Source organism: Haloarcula japonica DSM 6131, assembly GCF_000336635.1.
Taxonomy (GTDB): domain Archaea; phylum Halobacteriota; class Halobacteria; order Halobacteriales; family Haloarculaceae; genus Haloarcula; species Haloarcula japonica.
In genome coordinates this window covers 493,132-507,709 of sequence record NZ_AOLY01000037.1, presented here as the reverse complement: position 1 = coordinate 507,709, position 14,578 = coordinate 493,132, and the positions used below count along the sequence as shown (strand labels likewise).

Genomic DNA, 14,578 nt, shown 5'->3' with positions numbered 1-14,578 from the left:
CAGCGGAACAGCTCCGGACAGAGACAGCAGAATCGCGAGGTCTAAGTGGCCAGCATCGAAGGATACAATAATGGCAGAGAGCCGGACCTTCACCGGGCTGCTCGCCGCGACTGCCGTCGGCGTGTACTTGCTAGTTCTCGCCGGCGCGACAACGACGCTCACGGATGCGGCGGCAGCCTGTACTACATGGCCGCTGTGTGACGGACCGGTCGACGTGACGAACACGGCCCTGTTAGTCGCCTGGGGACATCGACTCGTCGCAGCCGCCGTCGGACTCCTCGTGGTGGCTGTGGCCGTTATCGGGCTCCGATCCAACTGTCGCGGCCGTGTCAAGGCAGCTATCCTCCTCGGCACCGCGCTGTACCCGATCCAGATAGCGCTCGGTGCTATCGTCGCGACGAGCACCGAGACGGCGCTCCCCGGTGCCCACCTCGCTCTGGGGATGGGCATCTTCGGCTCGTTCGTGCTGGCTCTAGCGTGGCATCTCGAAGCTGAGACGGGCAGTGATGACGAATCCCCCGTGAAGAACCCGACACTCGCACCGGAGCCAGCCGACGACAGTCCGGTACGGTCGCCGATGCTTTCTACCCGCGAGCGCGTCATCGAGACCGCGTCAGCGTACTTCCGTCTGATGAAGCCCCGGCTGATGTGGCTCCTGTGTCTGGTCGCCGCGGCCGGGATGGCACTCGCCGCCGGGCAGACACTCACCGTTCGGACGGTGCTACTCACGCTCGGGGGCGGTGTCCTCTCTATCGGCGCGTCCGGGACGTTCAACCACGTTCTCGAACGAGACATCGACAAGCGGATGGACCGGACCTCGGACCGTCCCATCGCGACCCACCAGATTCCGGTCCGGAACGCGCTGGCCTTCGGCCTGCTCCTGTCGCTTGCGTCGCTATGGCTGTTCTGGCAGGTGAACGCGCTCGTAGCGGTCCTCGGACTGACCGCGATTGTGTTCTACAGCGTTATCTACACGGTCGTGTTGAAACCCAACACCGTCCAGAACACTGTTATCGGCGGGGCCGCCGGCGCACTACCGGCGCTTATCGGTTGGGTGGCCGCCGATGGGTCGGTCGGCCTCCCGGGTGTCGTCCTCGCCGTCGTCATCTTCCTCTGGACGCCAGCCCACTTCTACAATCTCGCGCTCGCGTACAAGGACGACTACGAGGCGGGCGGCTTCCCGATGATGCCGGTCGTCCGCGGCGAGACGGAGACGCGCAAGCACATCGTCTACTATCTCGGGGCGACGCTCATCGCCTCTGGTGTTCTGGGCGTGCTCACGCCGCTTGGCTGGCTGTACGCCGTCACGTCGGTGTTGCTGGGTGCGGTGTTCCTCTGGGCAGTCATCCTGCTCCACCGCGAACAGACGGAGGCGGCGGCCTTCCGGGCATTCCACGCGTCGAACGCCTACCTCGGGGCGGTCCTGATCGCCATCGTCGTCGACGCACTGGCACTATGAGCACCACGACACCGACTCTCAGAGATGCAATTCCGGACACGCGCTCGTTGGTAACCTGGGCGGCTGTATTAAACGCTGAACTCATCCTCGTTCTGGGCTACGTCGTCAACACGGCCCAGCCCGCAACGGACCCGTTCCTGTTGCTGTTCCCGTTCATCTGGCTCAACATCGCCGGTTTCGTTGCCCTGCGAGTGCGGCCGGAACTGACCGGCCGTCGTCGGACGGTCGGCAGTGCGGTTATGGCTCTCGGCTATCTGCTCGTGTTGGGGTACGTTGGCGGCGTGTACGGCATGGGCGGCCAGGGGACTGGTCTCCGACTGGTCACGCAAGCCCCACCGGGATTCTCGCCAACGGTCGTATTCAGCGGTGCGACACTCAGTGTGGTGCTCATTCCTTGGAAGGTCGCCGGCTACCTAGCGCTCTCGTATCTGGTGTTCGTGACTGCCGTCGACGCAAGCGGCGGTGCGGTGGGCGGGGTCGTCGGCCTCTTTTCGTGTGTCTCCTGTGTCCTCCCGATTATCGCGTCGATACTGGGCGGATTTGTGGGCGTCGGGGCGACGCTGTCACAGGCGGCCCTGTCTCAGTCGTACGGGCTCTCGACGGCGGTGTTCGTCACCTCGGTCGGACTGCTGTACGGCGTCCATCGCTTCGACGTGACACTCGTCGGTCAGCTCCGAACACTGATCGACCGGCCATAGAGCTTTCAGGCCGACAGGCGTAGAAGCCGATATGAGCTCTGTCGAAATCGAATACTGTGTTCCATGTGGGTTCCGCGAGCGGGCATTACGTGCCCAGCAGGCGATTTTATCCGGCCTTGAGCGGGAACTCGACAGCGTCAGACTAGTCATGGGCGACCACGGCGTGTTCAGAATCAGTGTCGACGACGAGACTGTCTACGACAAAGCCGAGGCCAGCGAGGAGTTCGACGTAGACGCTATCGTACGCGAGATCCGGTCCCACGTCTTGTAACAGGCCACAGTGATATCATCGGCGGACCGCCGCGGTGAAGCTGCCACCCATTTGTGACACCATACCGCACAACAAACTATTTATTGTTTTGCTGTGACATCTTCGGCAAATGGCGACAAAAACTGAGTTCTGTGACCACTGTGAAGAGACGAACCCAGTCGTCACGGACAAGCCGTGGCTCCCCGCTGTCTGTCTGGAGTGTGGCCGAAACGTGTAGCCACAGCCGCGTGAGAACGGAACTGCTTTCGGCCACCCGACCGGACGAGGGCGCATGGACGAGGTACTGGTCGCGTCAGATGTCGGGCGGCGCTACGGCGAGACGGTCGCACTTGACGGCGTTTCACTGACGGCGACTGCTGGCGAAGTGCTCGCGCTGGTCGGTCCCAACGGGGCCGGCAAGACCACGCTGGTACGGGCGCTGACCGGAACAACGGACGCGACTGGCGAGGTACAGCTGTTCGGCCAGTCACCCAGAGCGGTCGCTCGCGACCGAATCGGGCTGTTGCCACAGTCCTTTTCACCCCACGAGCGGCTGACGGCCCGGGAACTGCTGGAATACTATGCCGGCCTGTACGACGATACCCGCGACGTCGAGGCCGTCCTCGACGATGTCGGGCTGGCCGATACTGCTAGCACGACCTACGAGAATCTCTCGGGCGGCCAGCAGCGCCGGACCTGTGTCGCGACGGCGCTCATCAACGATCCGGATCTCCTCGTGTTGGACGAACCGACGACCGGCATCGACCCGGCCGGTCGGCGTGACCTCTGGCGATTGCTGGAGGGGCTTGCCGACCGCGGCGTGACGATTCTCGTCACGACACATTACATGGAGGAGGCCCAGCGCCTCGCGGACCGCGTCGGCCTCCTCGCAGACGGGTCGCTCATCGCACTCGACTCGCCGGACCAACTCGTGGCCGAGCACGGTGGCGACAGCCAGCTCATCGTCGATGGCTCCTTCGACGAAGCTGCCGTCTCAGTCATCGACTACCCGGCAGAGACAGCGATCCGGAACGGCCGGCTGGTCGTCTACGGCATCCGCCCGGAGTCTATCGGTAACATCACCGAGCAACTGGGGCAGGCGGGCATCGAGTACGACAGCCTGACCTGGAAACAGCCTGACTTAGAGGACGTGTACCTCGAACTCACCGGGACGGCCGTCGGCCAGCGTGGTGAACCACAGCAGACGGACCCGGTCGCGGGTGGTGCCCAATGAGCCGACTTGGCAGACTCACGGCGGAGACGCGCGCGGCGTCGCTGGCCTTCCTCCGCCGGCGGACGGCCGTCTTCTTCACGTTCTTCTTCCCGGTCATCATCGTCGTTATCTTCGGCGTGCTGGTCCAGACCCAGCCGGGCGGTGGCGGGCTGTTCACCGAGCCACCGAGCTTCTACGCACCGGGGTATCTGGCCGTCGTCGTCCTGTTTACGCCGCTCTCGCGTGTCGGCAGCGAAGTGGCGCGGCACCGGGACGGCAACCGCTTCGAGAAGCTGGCGACGACGCCGCTGACCCGCATCGAATGGCTGCTGGCACAGACGCTCGTCAACGTCGTCATCATCGGTATCGCCGGCCTCCTCATACTCGGGATGATGGTGTGGCTGACCGGCGCGACAATCCACCCCTCCGTGTTCCTGCTCCCCTTCGTCGGCCTCGGTGTCGCGCTGTTCTGTGCCGTCGGTGCGATGCTAGGTAGTCTCGCGGACTCACAGGACGGTGTCATCGCGGCGAGCAACGGTCTCGCGCTCCCGCTACTCTTTCTCTCGGAAACGTTCGTCCCACAGACACTTCTGCCCGCGTGGCTGCCGACGTGGCTCTCGCCGCTGACGTACTTCTCGCGTGGCGTCCGTGCGGCGACGACTGGCACTGGCGATGCGCTCGGCCCGCTCGCTGTTCTCACCGCCTGTGCTGTGGTCGGCTTTGTGATCGGTGCGCGACTCCTCCCGCAGACGGACTGAGCCTCGACGGGGCCTTTTATAAATGTGCGACTGACGACAGCAGGTCGGACAGCTCCGTTTCAGTTGCGTTCCCCGCTTCAATAGCGTCTTTGGGGTCACGACCCATCTCTTGAACGGTCTCGATGGCACGGTCGGGGCCGTAGTCGTAGTGATACACCAGCCATGCGGCGAGCACCTGTCCGGTGCGGCCGATACCGGCCAGACAGTGAACGACGACCCGCTCCTCTGACTCACAGGCATCAACCAAGAACGGCAGGATATCGTCATGGAGGCGGTCTTGAGGGATAAGTCGGTGGTCGGGAACCGGTACGTGACGGACTGATGACGCTCCGAAGGCCTCCCGATAGCGCTGGATGTTGGCCCCAGCGTCGTCGAGCTGTTGGCCGGGAAGCAGACAGCAGATCCGCTCGATGTCGTGTGCCTGCATGTGTGCGATCCAATCATCGAGAGCGTCCTGCTGCGTGGCGGCCGTATGCCAGCCTGGTGCACAGGAGCCGTAGACGTACTCTTCGTTGGAGGCTGCAGGCGCGAAGCGGTGTGGATTCACGATGGGCATAGCACCCGTTACCCTGCCTATCCTACCGACCCCCTTCACTCTACCCACCCAGTTCTCAGCTGTGATTCTTCGAATAGAAGTCGGTCTCTGTGAGACCGCGTTCCAGCCCTATCCAGTTTCAGTGACCACGTTTATACTGTCAGTTCCCCCTACGTCGAGACATGGTGACGTTTCTTGCCGGCGGGACGGGAACGCCGAAGCTCCTCGCCGGTGCCGACAACGTGTTTTCGCCGGCGGCGACGACTGTCGTCGCCAACACTGGCGACGATATCGAGCTGGGAGGCCACCTCGTCTGTCCGGATCTGGATACTGTCTTATTCCTCGACGGGGAAGTCCTCGACCGTGAGACATGGTGGGGTATCGCCGACGATACCGCCGAGACACACACCGAACTGACGCGGCTTGCCGACGCCGCCGGACTCGATAGCGGGCCACGATATCTCCCCGACGACGCACAGACTGCGGGCAGAGACATCGCCCGCTGGCGGCGCTTCTCCGGCGTTGCGGAGTTTATGCACATCGGTGATCGAGACCGCGCCGTCCACGTCACGCGGACTTCGCTGCTTGACGAGGGGGACTCACTGACAGACGCGACGCGGGCGCTTGCGGACGCGTTCGGGCTGGAGCGGACACTGTTACCGATGAGCGATGACCCTGTCGCGTCCATCATTCACACGCCCAGCGGCCCGATGCATTTCCAGGAGTGGTGGGTAGGACGCAATGGAAAACCGGCGGTCGAGGACGTGGAGTTCCGTGGCTCCGAAGCTGCCAGCGCGACGGACGCCGTTCTGACCGCGCTTGACGATACCGTTGTCATCGGTCCGTCGAACCCTGTGACCTCACTCGGGCCGATGCTCGCCATCGACGATATCGAACAGGCACTGCACGAAACAACGGTCGTCGCCGTCTCGCCGTTCATCGAAGACACGGTGTTCTCGGGGCCAGCGGCAGACCTGATGGCCGGCGTCGGACTTGAGCCAAGCACTGCCGGCGTGGCCGAGGCCTACCCCTTTACTGACGCGTTCGTGCTGGATGAGGCGGATTCGACGACACTCGATGTCCCGGTCGTCCGAACCGACACTACCCTCGACGACGCGGCCGACGCCGAGCGAGTGAACTGTGCCGTCGAGACGGCGCTGTCGGAGGTGGCCTGATGTTCGAGCCACGCGTTGCTCTCGCAAGTCTGAGCGGCGAGGCCGACGCGGCGTGGGCCCGTGCGGTCGAGTCCCACATCGGGTGTGCGTTCCTCGGCGGTATCGCACTCGACGAACGAACCCGTGAGGCCGCCCGAGCGATGACGGACCGCGACCGCTCCGAGTTCCTGCCCGACGACCCGGTTGCGTTCGTCGACGATCAGTTGGCTGCGCTTGCGGACGCACCGCTACGTCCTGCGTTCAACGTCCGAAGCGCGACGCCCGGGCCCGTCGAGCGCGCCGCCACCGTCTGTCAGCATCACGACGCTATCATCGAGCTCAACGCCCACTGCCGGCAGGACGAGATGTGTGCCGCGGGGGCCGGCGAATCGCTGCTCCGGGAACCGGACCGACTGGCGGCGTTCGTGGAAGCAGCAGCGTCGACAGGGGCCACGGTCTCGGTGAAGGGCCGCGCCGAACTCGACGGCGTCTCGCTCTCGGCCGTTGCACGGGCCATCGAAGACGCCGGTGGTGATGTGTTCCACGTGGACGCGATGGACTCGGAGTCGGTCATCGCCGACGTGGCCGACGCTACCGACCTGTTCGTCGTCGCGAACAACGGTGTTCGTGGGACGGCGACCACACGAGAGTACCTCTCGTACGGTGCTGACGCCGTTAGTGTCGGTCGTGCGAGCGACAGGCCGGAGCTACTCGACGAGGTCCGGGAAACGACAGCGGAGTGGTTCGCCTCGGAGGTGTCACCGTGACCGAGCGGTCTGTTGCACAGAACGCCCAGCTGGCACTGCTACTGGAGGTCTCCGGCACGCCGAAGCCCGGCAACGTCGACCGCGAGCGTGAGCACGATGACCTCCGGTTCGAGCATTTCATGGCCGGTGCCGTGGGGGCACGGTCAGGGCTCGACCGCGCGGCCGTCGGCGACTCTATCGGCCCCGCGTTCGAGGCCGCTGTCGAGGGGATGGCAGGCCAATCGGGCGGGAACACCCAGCTGGGAGCCCTGCTGGTTCTTACGCCGCTAGTGGCCGCGGCCGCTGACGAGCGACTGTCACCGGCCAGCGCGGACACCGTGGTCCGTGAGACGACCGTCGACGACGCGGCGTCGTTCTACCGCGCCTTCGAGCACGTCGACGTGGCCATCGACGACCCGCCGGACGGACTGGAGCCGCTTGACGTCCGCCGCGGGAGTGACGCGATCCCGGAACTCCGCGAGCGCGAGATGACGCTGTTTGACGTGATGGAGTCCAGTGCCGATGTCGACGGCGTAGCCGCGGAGTGGGTCTCCGGCTTCGAGCGCGTGTTCGAGGCCAGCAAGACGTTACTGGAGGGGTCGGGTCCAGTTGCAGACCGCGCGTCAGACCTGTTTCTCGAACTGCTCGCGGCGGAACCGGACACGTTCGTCGTCACGCGGCAGAACCGCGAAACCGCAGATGAAGTTCAGGAGCGGGCACAGGAGGTTCTCGACGGTGAGGAGGATGCGACGGCGCTCGCCGAGGAATTCGTCGAGCGGGACATCAACCCGGGAACGACCGCAGATCTGGTCGCCGGCGCGCTGTTCGTCGCGCTGGAACGGGGGCTCGAAGTGTGACGGCGGGTTCGGCTGACGATAGTGAGCCAGACGCTGATGGCTCCGGGACGGGGTGGCCCGTCGCCCTCGCCGGCGTTACCGAGACGGTCGTCACCACGCTGGGGCCGAACAAGCGCTGGAACGTCGCCGCTCTCGGGGTCCATGCCCCGGACGGCAACGGCCCAGTCACCGCGACGACGTGGGGCCGGACCCGGACCTGGCGGAACTTCCGAGAGCGCGGCAGCGGCTACGTTCAGTTCACGCGTGACCCGGTCGATTTCGCCGAGGCGGCGCTGTCGGTCCGGGAGGAGGACGAGCCGATTCTCGACAGCGCGGACGCCTGGGTAGAGGTCGATATCGAACAGCGTGACTCCGGATCGGAGGGTGACACGCAGTGGGTCGAGTGGGCGCTGCGCCCCGTCGACAGCACCGTCGAGCGGCGCGTGGTACCGACGACGAACCGCGGCCACGCCGCCGTCGTCGAGGCGACGGTCGCGGCCTCGCGGCTGGACGTGCCGAGCTATGACCGCGAGATGTTGCTGGACCGCCTCGCGTACTTCGAGTCCGTGGTCGAGACGGCTGGCGGCGAACGCGAGCGAGTCGCGTTCGAGCGCATACGTGACCTGATCGACGCCGAGTGGTAGGGACTCCGTACAGAATTAGAGCGAACAGGCGACACACCGCAGTCGGTGACAGGCTGTGTCGCACTCCCGCGAAACCTGCCACGCCGACGGTCAGCGCACGGCAGCGGTTGGTTCCACCCCTCCTGATAAACGTTCGCGTGCGTGGTCCGTTCCGAACCCTTTTTGAGTGCGACCAAGCAAGTAGCGCGCATGGCAATCAAACCCGCCTACGTCAAGAAGACCGGGACGCTCCTCATGGAGCGATACCCCGACGCCTTCGGTGCCGACTTCGAACACAACAAAGACGTCGTCGAGGAACTGACCAACATCGAGTCCAAGGGTGTCCGCAACCGCATCGCCGGCTACGTCACCCGGAAGATGAACAACCCCGTCGAAGCGTAACTCGGTTCTTTCTCTCTGTCTCCCCCGACACCTGAGCGATTGCTGTCTTCAGTTGCTGGTCCGCTACTGTTCGGGCTGGGCGCGCTGGCTGTCGCTCTGTCGCTTCCGGTGGATGATACCCTGCATGTTGGCGGTACGGGCGGCGATGTCGCGGAACGACTCGCCGACGTCGCTGTCCTCGTCGAGGACGAGCGGCTCGCCGGTGGCTCCGCCCTCTCTGACTTCGGGGTCGAGCGGGATCTCGCCGAGGAACGGCATCTCAGTCTCGTCGGCGAACTCGCGGCCGCCGCCGCTGCCGAAGATGTCGTGTGTGCCGCCACAGTCGGGACAGACGAACGACGACATGTTCTCGACGATGCCCAGGACGGGGGTTTCGTGGCGACCGAACATCCGCAGGCCCTTCCGGGCGTCGTCGAGGGCGACCTCCTCCGGCGTCGTGACGATGACGGCTCCGGAGACGGGCACCTGCTGGAGCATCGTCAACTGCGTGTCGCCGGTCCCCGGCGGCAGGTCCACGACCATGTAGTCGAGTTCGCCCCAGAGCACGTCATCCCACAGTTGCGTGAGGACGTTGTCGACCATCGGGCCGCGGAAGATGACCGGGTCATCCTTGCCGACGAGGAAGTCCATGCTCATCAGCTTCATCCCGTGTTTCTCGACGGGAATGATTTCCTCGTCCTCTGTCGCGCGCGGTTGCTCGTCGGCGTCGAGCATCCGGGGGACGTTCGGCCCGTACACGTCGGCGTCGAACAGACCGACGCGCGCGCCGAGCCGCGAGAGGCCGGCGGCGAGGTTCACCGCGACGGTCGACTTGCCGACGCCGCCCTTGCCCGAGGCGACTGCGATGACGTTCTTGACCTTCGGCAGTGGGTCTTCCGCTTCCGGGACGCCGCGGTCGACACTCGCCGAGAGGTCGATCTCGCGGTCGATGTCGCCCAGCGCCTCGCGGACCTCGTTCGCGATGCTCGTCTCCGTCGGCGAGTACGGGGCACCGAGCGCCAGGTCGATGCTGACCTCGTCGTCAGTCACGTCGATGCTGTTGATCAGCCCGAGCGAGACGATATCGTCCCCAAGGTCCGGGTCCTCGACCGCTCGCAGGCGCTCGCGTACGTCGTCTGTATTCATGCACAGGGATAGGCTCCGGAGATGCGATAAGGATTGTGACCCGGTGAACGCGGGCAATCGGCTGCGTGGTCCGAATACGGTGGATAGCCTGTCGATAAGTATTCGATTCTCGCGTGCGCACAGAATCTGAGACTACGGGCGGCGGAACACGTAGACATTCACTACGGGCGGCGGAACACGTAGACATTCTCATCACCCAGTTCGACCCGGAGCTCCCCGCTGTCGTGGTCGAACACCAGCCCCTCTGGCGCTCCGTCGAACGAATGGAGCGGCATTCCTGTCTCAACCGTGCCGTCGGGGGCCACCGTGACGTGGGTCCGGCCGCTGAAGTCCGCCCGGAGCGTCCCGTCATCCGCCTCGGTAACGGTGCCGGTCCCCGCGAACCGCTCCAGGTGGTCGCGGACCGCCGGTCGGTCGGTCGGGTCGACGCTGCTGCCGCCATCGGTGACGCGCCAGTGCATGTGTGGACGCACGCAGCCCCAGGACGAATAACGTTGGGCCGACGTCCGGCCGTGCTGTGAGGCTTGGTATTACATGTCTCAGTGGCCATGTCGAACACTCACGCGGCCGGCCCCCTTCGTTGCGTTTAAATACAACCCCGGAATAGAATCGGATAGACTCGTGTAGGGGGACCAGCCCCCGAGTCCGCGTGCCGCGGGCGCGAGTGTCATAGAACGCGTGTCGTGGTAGCCAAGCCTGGCCCAAGGCGCAGGGTTGCTAACTCTGTGGCGTACAGCCTCCGGGGTTCGAATCCCCGCCACGACGCTCACCCATCAGTACCTACATATGAGTGCAGAAGACCCCAACGCGGGCGAGGACGCGGATGCCGAAGAGGAGGAGGACATCCGCTATTTCGTCCGTATCGGACAGACAGACCTCGACGGGACGAAATCCGTCGAGCGAGCACTGACAGAACTGAACGGTATCGGCCACCGGGCCGCCCGAATTATCGCCCAGAAGGCGGACGTCGACCGGCGCGCTGTCTTCGGCAAGCTCGACGACGACGTCATCGAGCGCGTCGTCGACCACGTCGAGAACTTCGCCGACGAGGTGCCCGCGTGGATGACCAATCACCAGAAGGACTACTTCACCGGTGAGACCACCCACGAGACCGGCAACGACCTCCAGCTCACCCGCCGGCAGGACATCAACCGCATGAAGATGATCGACTCCTACCGCGGTGTCCGCCACAAGCGCGGCCAGAAGGTCCGTGGACAGCGGACCAAGTCCACCGGCCGGACGGAGGGGACCATCGGCGTCAACGTCGAGGCGATCAAGGAAGAGCAGGCCGAGGAAGCCGCTGCGGAGGATGACGAATAATGGCGCTTGGTTCAAACACGAAGTTCTACGAGACGCCGAATCATCCCTTCCAGGGCGAGCGTATTGCCGATGAGGCCAACCTCATCGGCCGCTACGGCCTGAAGAACAAAGAAGAGCTCTGGCGCGCGCAGTCCGAGCTCCGTGGCTACCGCCGTGAGGCCCGGAAGCTGCTGGGCAGCGCCGGCGAGCACGAGACCGAGTCCGAGGAGTTCCTCGCTCGGCTCAAGCGCTACGGCATCCTCAACGAGCAGGACCAGCTCGACGACGTGCTGTCGCTCGACGTGACCGACGTGCTGGAGCGTCGCCTGCAGACGGTCGTTTACCGCAAGGGCTACGCGAACACGCCCGAGCAGGCCCGCCAGTTCATCGTCCACGGACACATCGTGCTGGACGACGCTCGCGTCACCCGACCCGGTATGACGGTGGAGACCGCCGTCGAGAGCTCGGTCGGCTTCGACGAGCACAGCTCGCTGTCGGACGAACTCCATCCTGAGCGCGCGGAGGCCCAAGAATGAGCGAAGAAACCGAAGACATCTGGGGCATCGCCCACGTACACGCATCGTTCAACAACACGATCATCACCATCACCGACCAGACCGGCGCGGAGACGCTCGCAAAGAGCTCCGGCGGGACGGTCGTCAAGCAGAACCGCGACGAAGCGTCGCCGTACGCGGCGATGCAGATGGCAGAGGTCGTTGCGGAGAAGGCCCTCGACCGCGGCGTCGAAGGCGTCGATGTTCGGGTCCGTGGTCCCGGCGGCAACCTCCAGACCTCGCCCGGTCCGGGTGCGCAGGCGACGATCCGCGCACTCGCCCGAGCGGGTCTGGAGATCGGTCGCATCGAGGACGTCACGCCGACCCCGCACGACGGTACTCGTGCACCCAAGAACTCCGGATTCTAACCAATGACACAGGACTACGAGGTTGAGTTCGTCGAACGCGGCGAGCGCGAGGCCCGAATCCTCGTGCGCGGCATCACGCCGGCCTTCGCCAACGGCATCCGGCGAGCGATGGTCGCGGACGTGCCGACGTTCAGTATCGACACCGTCCGCGTCATCGAGAACACCAGCGTGATGTTCAACGAGCAGATCGGTCTCCGACTGGGACTGGTCCCGCTGACGACCGACCTCGACGACTTCGAGATCGGCGACGAGGTGACGCTGTCGCTATCCGTCGACGGGCCGGCCACGGCCTACTCCAGCGACCTCGTCTCCTCGGACCCGATGGTCGAGGCGGCCGACGACAACATCCCGATCATCGATCTCAAGGAGGGCCAACGTCTCGAAGTCGAGGCCGACGCCGTCCTCGATACCGGTCGGGAACACGCCAAACATCAGGGTGGCGTGGCCGTCGGCTACCGACACCTCCAGCAGGTGGAAGTCGTCGGCGACCTCGGCGAGTTCGAGGACGACGACCCGAACATCCTGCGTGGCGTCATCGAAGAGCAGGCAGCCGAACACGCTGCCGGCGACGCCACTAACGGCGAACTCGTCGCGACAGACGAGTTCGACAACGACCTTCGGAACCGCTACCCCGGCAAGGACGTCGAGGTTTCGGACGTGCCGAACGCGTTCGTGTTCCACGTCGAGACGGACGGGTCGTTCACCACCGAGGAACTGGTCCTGCGCGCGGTCGAGACGCTGCGTGACCGCGCGACCGAACTGAAAGACGCAGTCCAACTGTAACGACACAATGCCCCGACACACCCCACCACTACCGATGACCGCCCGCTCCCCGAGCGCGAGGACCGAAAGGGGTTTTACGGGGCACGCAAAACGAACAATCGCGCGCAGGGATAGCCAAGTTTGGCCAACGGCGCAGCGTTCAGGGCGCTGTCCCGTAGGGGTCCGCAGGTTCAAATCCTGCTCCCTGCACTTTTCCCACAACGGAGGAATCATATGAGTAAGACGAACCCGAGACTCAGTAGTCTCATCGCCGACCTGAAGTCAGCCGCCCGCAGTTCGGGCGGTGCTGTCTGGGGCGACGTCGCCGAGCGCTTAGAAAAGCCACGGCGCACACACGCGGAAGTCAACCTCGGCCGTATCGAACGATACGCCCAGGAAGACGAAACCGTCGTTGTGCCCGGCAAGGTGCTTGGCTCCGGTGTCCTGCAGAAGGACGTCACCGTCGCCGCTGTCGACTTCTCCGGAACCGCCGAGACGAAGATCGACCAGGTTGGAGAGGCTGTATCACTCGAACAGGCAATTGAAAACAACCCAGAAGGCTCCCACGTCCGGGTGATCCGATGAGCGTCGCAGAATTCGACGCGGATGTCATCGTTGATGCCCGCGACTGTATCATGGGCCGCGTCGCATCACAGGTCGCCGAACAGGCACTCGATGGCGAGACGGTCGCCGTCGTCAACGCCGAACGCGCCGTGATCACCGGCCGAGAGGAGCAGATCGTAGAGAAGTACGAGAAACGTGTCGACATCGGTAACGACAACGGGTACTTCTACCCCAAGCGACCGGACGGCATCTTCAAGCGCACCATCCGTGGCATGCTGCCCCACAAGAAGCAGCGTGGCCGCGAGGCGTTCGAGAGCGTCCGTGTCTACCTCGGCAACCCGTACGACGAGGACGGCGAGGTTCTAGACGGCACGTCGCTTGACCGACTGTCGAACATCAAGTTCGTCACGCTGGGCGAGATCAGCGAAACGCTTGGAGCGAACAAGACATGGTAACGAACACGTCTGGCAAGAAGAAGACCGCCGTCGCCCGCGCGACCGTTCGCGAGGGTGAGGGCCGCGTGCGTATCGACTCGCAGCCGGTCGAACTCGTCGACCCCGAGCTGGCGCAGCTCAAGATGCTGGAACCGTTCCGCATCGCTGAGGACGACCTCCGCGGCGAGGTCGACGTGGAAGTGTCCGTCGAAGGTGGCGGCGTCATGGGGCAGGCAGACGCCGCCCGAACCGCCATCGCTCGCGGACTTGTCGACCACACCAACGACGCCGAACTCCGTGACGCGTTCATGGAATTCGATCGCTCGCTGCTGGTCAACGACGTTCGCCAGTCCGAACCCAAGAAGTGGGGCGGCCCCGGTGCGCGGGCCCGCTACCAGAAATCGTACCGCTAAGGTGATTCAGGTATGATGGTACCGGTTCGGTGTTTCACGTGCGGTAACGTCGTCGGCGAGCACTGGGAAGAGTTCAAAGCACGCACCCGCGAGGCCGAGGAGCCCGAGGACCCGGAGAAGGTCCTCGACGAACTCGGCGTTGAGCGGCACTGCTGTCGCCGGATGCTCGTCTCACATAAGGACCTCGTCGACATCGTCTCACCCTACCAATGAACGCACAGGAAAGCCGCTACGAGAAGGCCCGCAAACTCGGCGCGCGAGCGCTGCAGTTGGCCCACGGTGCTCCCGTGCTTATCGAGACGGAACACACCCAGCCGATACTCATCGCCGCCGAGGAGTACGACGCTGGCGTCCTACCATTCACGGTCAACAGGAGTGATTAACG

The 14,578-nt window shown here is 64.6% G+C and carries 22 protein-coding genes and 2 tRNA genes; 21 read left to right on the top strand and 3 right to left on the bottom strand.

Annotated elements, in window-relative coordinates; all coding sequences use genetic code 11:
* Positions 1 to 70: 70 nt before the first annotated feature.
* The 5 genes from C444_RS13815 (at position 71) to C444_RS13795 (ending at position 4,378) form a co-directional block, all read left to right on the top strand.
* Positions 71 to 1,459 carry a heme o synthase gene (locus tag C444_RS13815; RefSeq protein ID WP_004593577.1) on the top strand — a complete coding sequence of 463 codons (1,389 nt, stop codon included), beginning with the start codon at positions 71 to 73 and terminating at the stop codon, positions 1,457 to 1,459.
* Positions 1,456 to 2,157 carry a DUF7546 family protein gene (locus C444_RS13810; RefSeq protein ID WP_004593576.1) on the top strand — a complete coding sequence of 234 codons (702 nt, stop codon included), beginning with the start codon at positions 1,456 to 1,458 and terminating at the stop codon, positions 2,155 to 2,157. The genes C444_RS13815 and C444_RS13810 overlap by 4 nt, the downstream gene beginning before the upstream one ends.
* Before the next feature lie 31 nt (positions 2,158 to 2,188).
* Complete coding sequence (locus C444_RS13805; RefSeq protein WP_004593575.1) at positions 2,189 to 2,428, top strand: SelT/SelW/SelH family protein; 240 nt, start codon at positions 2,189 to 2,191, stop codon at positions 2,426 to 2,428.
* Between the two features lie 271 nt (positions 2,429 to 2,699).
* Positions 2,700 to 3,641, top strand: coding sequence for an ABC transporter ATP-binding protein (locus tag C444_RS13800; RefSeq protein ID WP_004593573.1), 942 nt, complete (start codon positions 2,700 to 2,702; stop codon positions 3,639 to 3,641).
* Positions 3,638 to 4,378, top strand: coding sequence for an ABC transporter permease (locus C444_RS13795; RefSeq protein ID WP_004593572.1), 741 nt, complete (start codon positions 3,638 to 3,640; stop codon positions 4,376 to 4,378). Before C444_RS13800 ends, C444_RS13795 begins: the two co-directional genes overlap by 4 nt.
* Before the next feature lie 16 nt (positions 4,379 to 4,394).
* On the opposite strand, the gene C444_RS13790 is transcribed toward C444_RS13795, so the two are convergent.
* Entirely contained in the window at positions 4,395 to 4,934 is a 540-nt protein-coding gene (locus tag C444_RS13790; protein WP_004593571.1) for a protein-tyrosine phosphatase family protein, read from the bottom strand.
* 161 nt (positions 4,935 to 5,095) lie between these two features.
* Between C444_RS13790 and cofD the strand changes: the two genes are divergently transcribed.
* From cofD to C444_RS13765, 5 genes are all read left to right on the top strand, one after another.
* The gene (cofD, locus tag C444_RS13785; protein ID WP_004593570.1) at positions 5,096 to 6,088 is read left to right on the top strand and encodes a 2-phospho-L-lactate transferase; all 993 of its coding nucleotides are present in this window, start codon (positions 5,096 to 5,098) and stop codon (positions 6,086 to 6,088) included.
* The gene (locus C444_RS13780; protein ID WP_004593569.1) at positions 6,088 to 6,834 is read left to right on the top strand and encodes a tRNA-dihydrouridine synthase; all 747 of its coding nucleotides are present in this window, start codon (positions 6,088 to 6,090) and stop codon (positions 6,832 to 6,834) included. The genes cofD and C444_RS13780 overlap by 1 nt, the downstream gene beginning before the upstream one ends.
* Complete coding sequence (locus tag C444_RS13775; RefSeq protein ID WP_004593568.1) at positions 6,807 to 7,670, top strand: triphosphoribosyl-dephospho-CoA synthase; 864 nt, start codon at positions 6,807 to 6,809, stop codon at positions 7,668 to 7,670. Before C444_RS13780 ends, C444_RS13775 begins: the two co-directional genes overlap by 28 nt.
* Positions 7,667 to 8,293, top strand: coding sequence for a DUF447 domain-containing protein (locus C444_RS13770; RefSeq protein ID WP_004593567.1), 627 nt, complete (start codon positions 7,667 to 7,669; stop codon positions 8,291 to 8,293). The genes C444_RS13775 and C444_RS13770 overlap by 4 nt, the downstream gene beginning before the upstream one ends.
* A gap of 189 nt (positions 8,294 to 8,482) precedes the next feature.
* Positions 8,483 to 8,674 carry a 30S ribosomal protein S17e gene (locus C444_RS13765; RefSeq protein ID WP_004516807.1) on the top strand — a complete coding sequence of 64 codons (192 nt, stop codon included), beginning with the start codon at positions 8,483 to 8,485 and terminating at the stop codon, positions 8,672 to 8,674.
* Positions 8,675 to 8,737: 63 nt separating this feature from the next.
* Here C444_RS13765 and C444_RS13760 read toward each other — a convergent pair whose 3' ends face one another.
* Both C444_RS13760 and C444_RS13755 read right to left on the bottom strand, forming a co-directional pair.
* On the bottom strand, positions 8,738 to 9,799 hold the full coding sequence (locus tag C444_RS13760) for an Mrp/NBP35 family ATP-binding protein (protein ID WP_004593566.1): 1,062 nt from the start codon (positions 9,797 to 9,799) through the stop codon (positions 8,738 to 8,740).
* 161 nt (positions 9,800 to 9,960) lie between these two features.
* A complete protein-coding gene (locus tag C444_RS13755) occupies positions 9,961 to 10,260 on the bottom strand; it encodes a hypothetical protein (protein ID WP_004593565.1) in 300 nt (99 codons plus the stop codon).
* Between the two features lie 219 nt (positions 10,261 to 10,479).
* Between C444_RS13755 and C444_RS13750 the strand changes: the two genes are divergently transcribed.
* The 11 genes from C444_RS13750 to C444_RS13700 all read left to right on the top strand — a co-directional run bounded on the left by C444_RS13750 (position 10,480) and on the right by C444_RS13700 (position 14,576).
* Positions 10,480 to 10,564 (top strand) — tRNA-Ser (locus tag C444_RS13750).
* Positions 10,565 to 10,585: 21 nt separating this feature from the next.
* The gene (locus tag C444_RS13745; protein WP_004593564.1) at positions 10,586 to 11,119 is read left to right on the top strand and encodes a 30S ribosomal protein S13; all 534 of its coding nucleotides are present in this window, start codon (positions 10,586 to 10,588) and stop codon (positions 11,117 to 11,119) included.
* On the top strand, positions 11,119 to 11,634 hold the full coding sequence (locus C444_RS13740; protein WP_004593562.1) for a 30S ribosomal protein S4: 516 nt from the start codon (positions 11,119 to 11,121) through the stop codon (positions 11,632 to 11,634). The genes C444_RS13745 and C444_RS13740 overlap by 1 nt, the downstream gene beginning before the upstream one ends.
* The gene (locus tag C444_RS13735; protein WP_004516802.1) at positions 11,631 to 12,020 is read left to right on the top strand and encodes a 30S ribosomal protein S11; all 390 of its coding nucleotides are present in this window, start codon (positions 11,631 to 11,633) and stop codon (positions 12,018 to 12,020) included. The genes C444_RS13740 and C444_RS13735 overlap by 4 nt, the downstream gene beginning before the upstream one ends.
* Positions 12,021 to 12,023: 3 nt before the next feature.
* Complete coding sequence (locus C444_RS13730; protein ID WP_004593560.1) at positions 12,024 to 12,803, top strand: DNA-directed RNA polymerase subunit D; 780 nt, start codon at positions 12,024 to 12,026, stop codon at positions 12,801 to 12,803.
* A gap of 104 nt (positions 12,804 to 12,907) precedes the next feature.
* A tRNA-Leu gene (locus tag C444_RS13725) sits at positions 12,908 to 12,992 on the top strand.
* Between the two features lie 24 nt (positions 12,993 to 13,016).
* Entirely contained in the window at positions 13,017 to 13,367 is a 351-nt protein-coding gene (locus C444_RS13720; protein ID WP_004516800.1) for a 50S ribosomal protein L18e, read from the top strand.
* Positions 13,364 to 13,801, top strand: coding sequence for a 50S ribosomal protein L13 (locus C444_RS13715; protein ID WP_004593558.1), 438 nt, complete (start codon positions 13,364 to 13,366; stop codon positions 13,799 to 13,801). Before C444_RS13720 ends, C444_RS13715 begins: the two co-directional genes overlap by 4 nt.
* The gene (locus C444_RS13710) at positions 13,795 to 14,193 is read left to right on the top strand and encodes a 30S ribosomal protein S9 (RefSeq protein WP_004516798.1); all 399 of its coding nucleotides are present in this window, start codon (positions 13,795 to 13,797) and stop codon (positions 14,191 to 14,193) included. Before C444_RS13715 ends, C444_RS13710 begins: the two co-directional genes overlap by 7 nt.
* Positions 14,194 to 14,205: 12 nt before the next feature.
* Positions 14,206 to 14,406: a DNA-directed RNA polymerase subunit N gene (locus C444_RS13705; protein WP_004516797.1), complete on the top strand. Its 201-nt coding sequence runs from the start codon at positions 14,206 to 14,208 to the stop codon at positions 14,404 to 14,406.
* Positions 14,403 to 14,576: a DNA-directed RNA polymerase subunit K gene (locus C444_RS13700; protein WP_004516796.1), complete on the top strand. Its 174-nt coding sequence runs from the start codon at positions 14,403 to 14,405 to the stop codon at positions 14,574 to 14,576. Before C444_RS13705 ends, C444_RS13700 begins: the two co-directional genes overlap by 4 nt.
* Positions 14,577 to 14,578 lie beyond the last annotated feature (2 nt).